This window comes from Desulfobacterium sp. N47 (genome assembly GCF_051233685.1).
Taxonomy (GTDB): domain Bacteria; phylum Desulfobacterota; class Desulfobacteria; order Desulfobacterales; family RPRI01; genus RPRI01.
The window spans coordinates 1-3,953 of the sequence record NZ_JBAMMY010000236.1; the positions used below are offsets into that span (position 1 = coordinate 1).

Annotated in this window: 5 protein-coding genes; all 5 read left to right on the forward strand. The window is 46.1% G+C overall.

Annotation, left to right across the window (positions count from 1 at the left end):
• The first annotated feature begins 344 nt into the window (after positions 1–344).
• Positions 345–770, forward strand: a complete 426-nt coding sequence (locus VXK47_RS15160) for a hypothetical protein (protein WP_435549628.1) — start codon at positions 345–347, stop codon at positions 768–770.
• A 12-nt stretch (positions 771–782) separates the two neighbouring features.
• Positions 783–2,546, forward strand: coding sequence for a copper resistance system multicopper oxidase (locus VXK47_RS15165; protein WP_435549629.1), 1,764 nt, complete (start codon positions 783–785; stop codon positions 2,544–2,546).
• Positions 2,547–2,561: 15 nt separating this feature from the next.
• Complete coding sequence (locus VXK47_RS15170) at positions 2,562–3,410, forward strand: copper resistance protein B (protein ID WP_435549630.1); 849 nt, start codon at positions 2,562–2,564, stop codon at positions 3,408–3,410.
• Complete coding sequence (locus VXK47_RS15175; RefSeq protein ID WP_435549631.1) at positions 3,367–3,771, forward strand: hypothetical protein; 405 nt, start codon at positions 3,367–3,369, stop codon at positions 3,769–3,771. Before VXK47_RS15170 ends, VXK47_RS15175 begins: the two co-directional genes overlap by 44 nt.
• Positions 3,768–3,953 (forward strand): hypothetical protein (locus VXK47_RS15180; RefSeq protein WP_435549632.1); only part of this gene is annotated, 186 nt, incomplete at its 3' end. The genes VXK47_RS15175 and VXK47_RS15180, both read left to right, overlap by 4 nt.

A 3,953-nucleotide genomic window follows, 5' to 3' on the forward strand; every position in this document is an offset into this window, starting at 1 on the left:
TCATATTATCATCCTTTCTTGAATTGGTGAATTTAAGAAGATAATAGAGCATTCTCTTTATTAAATCAATATGTTATTTGGTATTTCAACTGCTTTTTATAAAAATAATCGGATCAATGCGAGACTTTTGAAATTACCTCGTTATTATCAAATTTATACAAAAAATATTTTAAAATCAGTAAAATCGATAAAATATAATTTATTGAATTCATGGCATATCTATTTATAAAAACAAGCGATTCCCAATCTGCACCTATTGACAGTATTTATATTCCGCATATGCTATTAATAAGGAAATAATTTTTTTCAATACTCAACCTTAATCAAAAAAAGGAGACACGAAAATGAAAAAAACAGCATTTTTGGCAATCGCAGCAGCATTCATTCTGGTTTTCGGTACAATCTGCTTTGCAGAGACCAGCGGGGAACAAAGCGGGGAAATGGGGGAAATGATGTCCGGCCAGGGTATGATGGGGAAAAAAGGTATGATGGGTATGCACAGCATGGGTGGATGTATGATGCAGGGGATGCCCATGTGCGGCATGATGAGCAAAAGCATGGTGGCAACCGAAGATGGCGGCGTCATTATCATGATCGGAAACAAAATATACAAATATGATAAAGAGTTAAAACTCACCAAGGAAGCGGAAGTTCCCATTGATTACAAGAATGTCAAACATATGATGATGAAAATGCACGGTATGTGTATGGGAATGTCCAAGGAATCTGCCGGGCAGGCTGAATCAGCACCTGCCAAGAGCAGCAAGTAAGATATTTAGAGGATGAATATTACCAAAGATATCACCCGGCGCAGTTTTATCAGGACAACTGGTGCAGGTCTCTTTTTAGCAGGTCTTCACAGCGCCCTGCCTCTGCCGGCATGGGCGCTTCGGGCAAATTCCGGAATTAAAGCAGCACCCTCTCAGCGCCGTTACGATCTTGCTATCGGTTATTCACCGATTAACATAGATGGGCGCGAGGGGACAGCAACTGCCATAAACGGTTCAGTCCCCGGGCCGCTTATACATCTGCGGGAAGGCGATGATGTAGTGCTTAATGTGACCAATCGTCTGATGGATACGGAAGATGCTTCAATCCATTGGCATGGAATCCTGTTACCGTTTCGAATGGATGGTGTACCTGGAGTAACTTTTCAAGGTATCCGCCCGGGGGAGACCTATAAATATCGCTTCAGGGTAAAGCAGGCCGGAACTTACTGGTACCACAGCCATTCCCGTTTCCAGGAGCAAACCGGAACATACGGGCCTCTGATTATTGATCCGAAAGAAAAAGAACCCTTCAAGTATGACCGTGACTATCCGGTGGTACTCTCCGACTGGTCATTCGAAGATCCGGAAACGATTTTCCGTCACATCAACCTTATGGGTGATTACTATAATTTTCAGCGGCAAACTGTTCAGGATTTTTTAGATGATGTAAGTAATCGCGGCTTTGCCAATACTATCGCTGAACGAATGGTATGGGGCAAGATGAGGATGAGCCCTGTTGATTTGACAGATGTGACGGCTTATACTTACACTTATCTAATGAACGGTCATTCACCGGCTATGAACTGGACGGCGGTTTTTAACCCTGGTGAGACCATACGGCTGCGATTCATAAATGCTTCCGCTACGACAAACTACGATGTGCGTATTCCGGGCCTGGATATGGAAATAGTTATGGCCGATGGTAAGGCAGTACGTCCGGTCTCAGTGCACGAATTCCGTATCGGTGTTGCTGAAACATACGATGTGTTGATAAAACCGGCAAGGGATAAAGCTTTTACCATTTTTGCGGAATCAATGGACCGTAGCGGTTACACGCGGGGTACTCTGTCACCTGAATCAGGGATGGAAGCTCCTGTTCCTCAGTTGAGACCTCGTCCGGTAAGAAGTCTGGAGGACATAGGCATGGGCGGAATGGTTCACGGCGGCATGGAAGGTATGAATCATGGCATGCACGACGAGATGGGGCACGGTGGCAATCAGACTGAACGTGATCCTCGAATCCCAGGCCCAAACGGGCCGGAACCATTCAAACCGGATAAAAACCGGTCGAATGTGGATATGGTAATCATGAATCCTAAATACCGCCTGGACGAACCTGGTATAGGCATTGGAGGAGACGGCTGGCGGGTCCTGACCTACCAGGATCTGGTTTCCAATGAACCGCAACCCTATGCCGAAGTTGTTGACCGGGAAATGACCATCAACATTACTGCCAATATGGAACGGTATATGTTCTCGTTCGACGGGAAGAAATTCAGCGAGCATCCCGGACCATATCTCTTTTGGCACAATGAAAGACTTCGTCTCTTTCTTGTCAACCATACTATGATGGAGCATCCGATACACCTTCACGGTATGTGGATGCAGCTTGAAAACGGAACCGGCAAGCTGCCCTTCAAACATACGCTCCTGGTAAAGCCTGGCGAAGTGCTATCCGTCCTCATCACGCCGGTTGAGAAGGGTGACTGGGCCTTCCACTGCCACCTGCTCTACCACATGGAAGCCGGCATGTTTCAGGTCGTAAGGGTTGCTTGAAAAGGAAAAAACGCAATGAAGATATGGGCAATAATTCTATTTCTAATGCTTCTGCCCGCCGCAGGCTTGTCCGCAGACAAGTCTTTTCATGGTCTCGAAGAACGCGATTTTTCTTTCGGCTATCATAAAGTAGACACCGAATTAAAGAAAGGTGTGGAAATCCGAAAATATGCCAATGATACCCAATCGGCGCCACAAGAAAGCTTCGACATGCAGCCGGTCCACGATAACGAGATATTCGCCGTCTTCCGGACAGACCGGCTGGAATACCAAACAGGAGAAGGAAAAGATACTCTTCTTTGGGATGTACAAGCCTGGGTAGGCGAAGATTACAACAAACTTTGGTTCAAGAGTGAAGGAACATGGCTGACCGGCAAAAAAAAGATCGAGGAGGTTGAAACCGAGCTGTTTTACAGTAGAAATATAGCCACGTTCTGGGATGTGCAGGCTGGGGTTCGCCACGATTTCAGGCCCGAGCCCGACCGGACTTTCGCTGCATTCGGAATTCAGGGGCTTGCTCCATATTGGTTTGAAGTTGAGGCTACCGCTTATATTAGTGAGGACGGAGACATTTCAGCAACAATTGAAGCCGAATACGATTTGCTTCTCACCCAGAGGCTGATGCTTCAGCCGCGATTCGAAACCGGTATTGCGGTACAGGAGGTGGAAAAATACGGAGTCGGACAGGGTATTAATGACATCGAACTAGGGCTTCGGCTGCGCTATGAAATCCGCCGGGAATTTGCTCCCTATATAGGTATATCCTGGAGCCGGAAGCTTGGTGAAACGGCGGATTTTACCAGAGCCGACGGTGAAGATATTGAAGTCTTTTCTTTTGTGGTCGGAATCAAAGCTTGGTTCTAGATGTGCCCAGATCATCACTTTTCAAATTGGAAAGGCTGGAAAAATAGGAACTCCTATAGTTTGGCTTTATCCTGCCGGTCCTCCTCCCAAACTTATTCCCGGCCTTTTTGACGGAATTCTGGCCCAGGAAACCATTACGGGAGCCAATTTGATCGTACCTATGCGTGGCAGCCCTCTTTCGTTGCGCATCGCAGGGATACGCGCAGGAAATGTTTACGTCAATATACATACGAAAACACATGCACATGGTGATATCTGCTGGGGTGGTTTTCCTGACCGAAGAGTAAAAAGGGAACCTGCTGGAGCGCCGGTTGCCATACAGCCGTTCACGGTATACGGAATACCGAAAGTATTTCGATGATACAGGAGGTTTTTTTCGTTCTTTTTCCATACCGGTATTTAATTGGCTCCTCGCTAAAAAGTATGGGTAATCCGATTCAAGACATGATAGATATCAGTCATCAAGAGATAGAGGAGGTTGAGACAAATTACTATGAGAGATACGGAACTATTTCAGTTGGCATTGGGTTTGACATCACCATG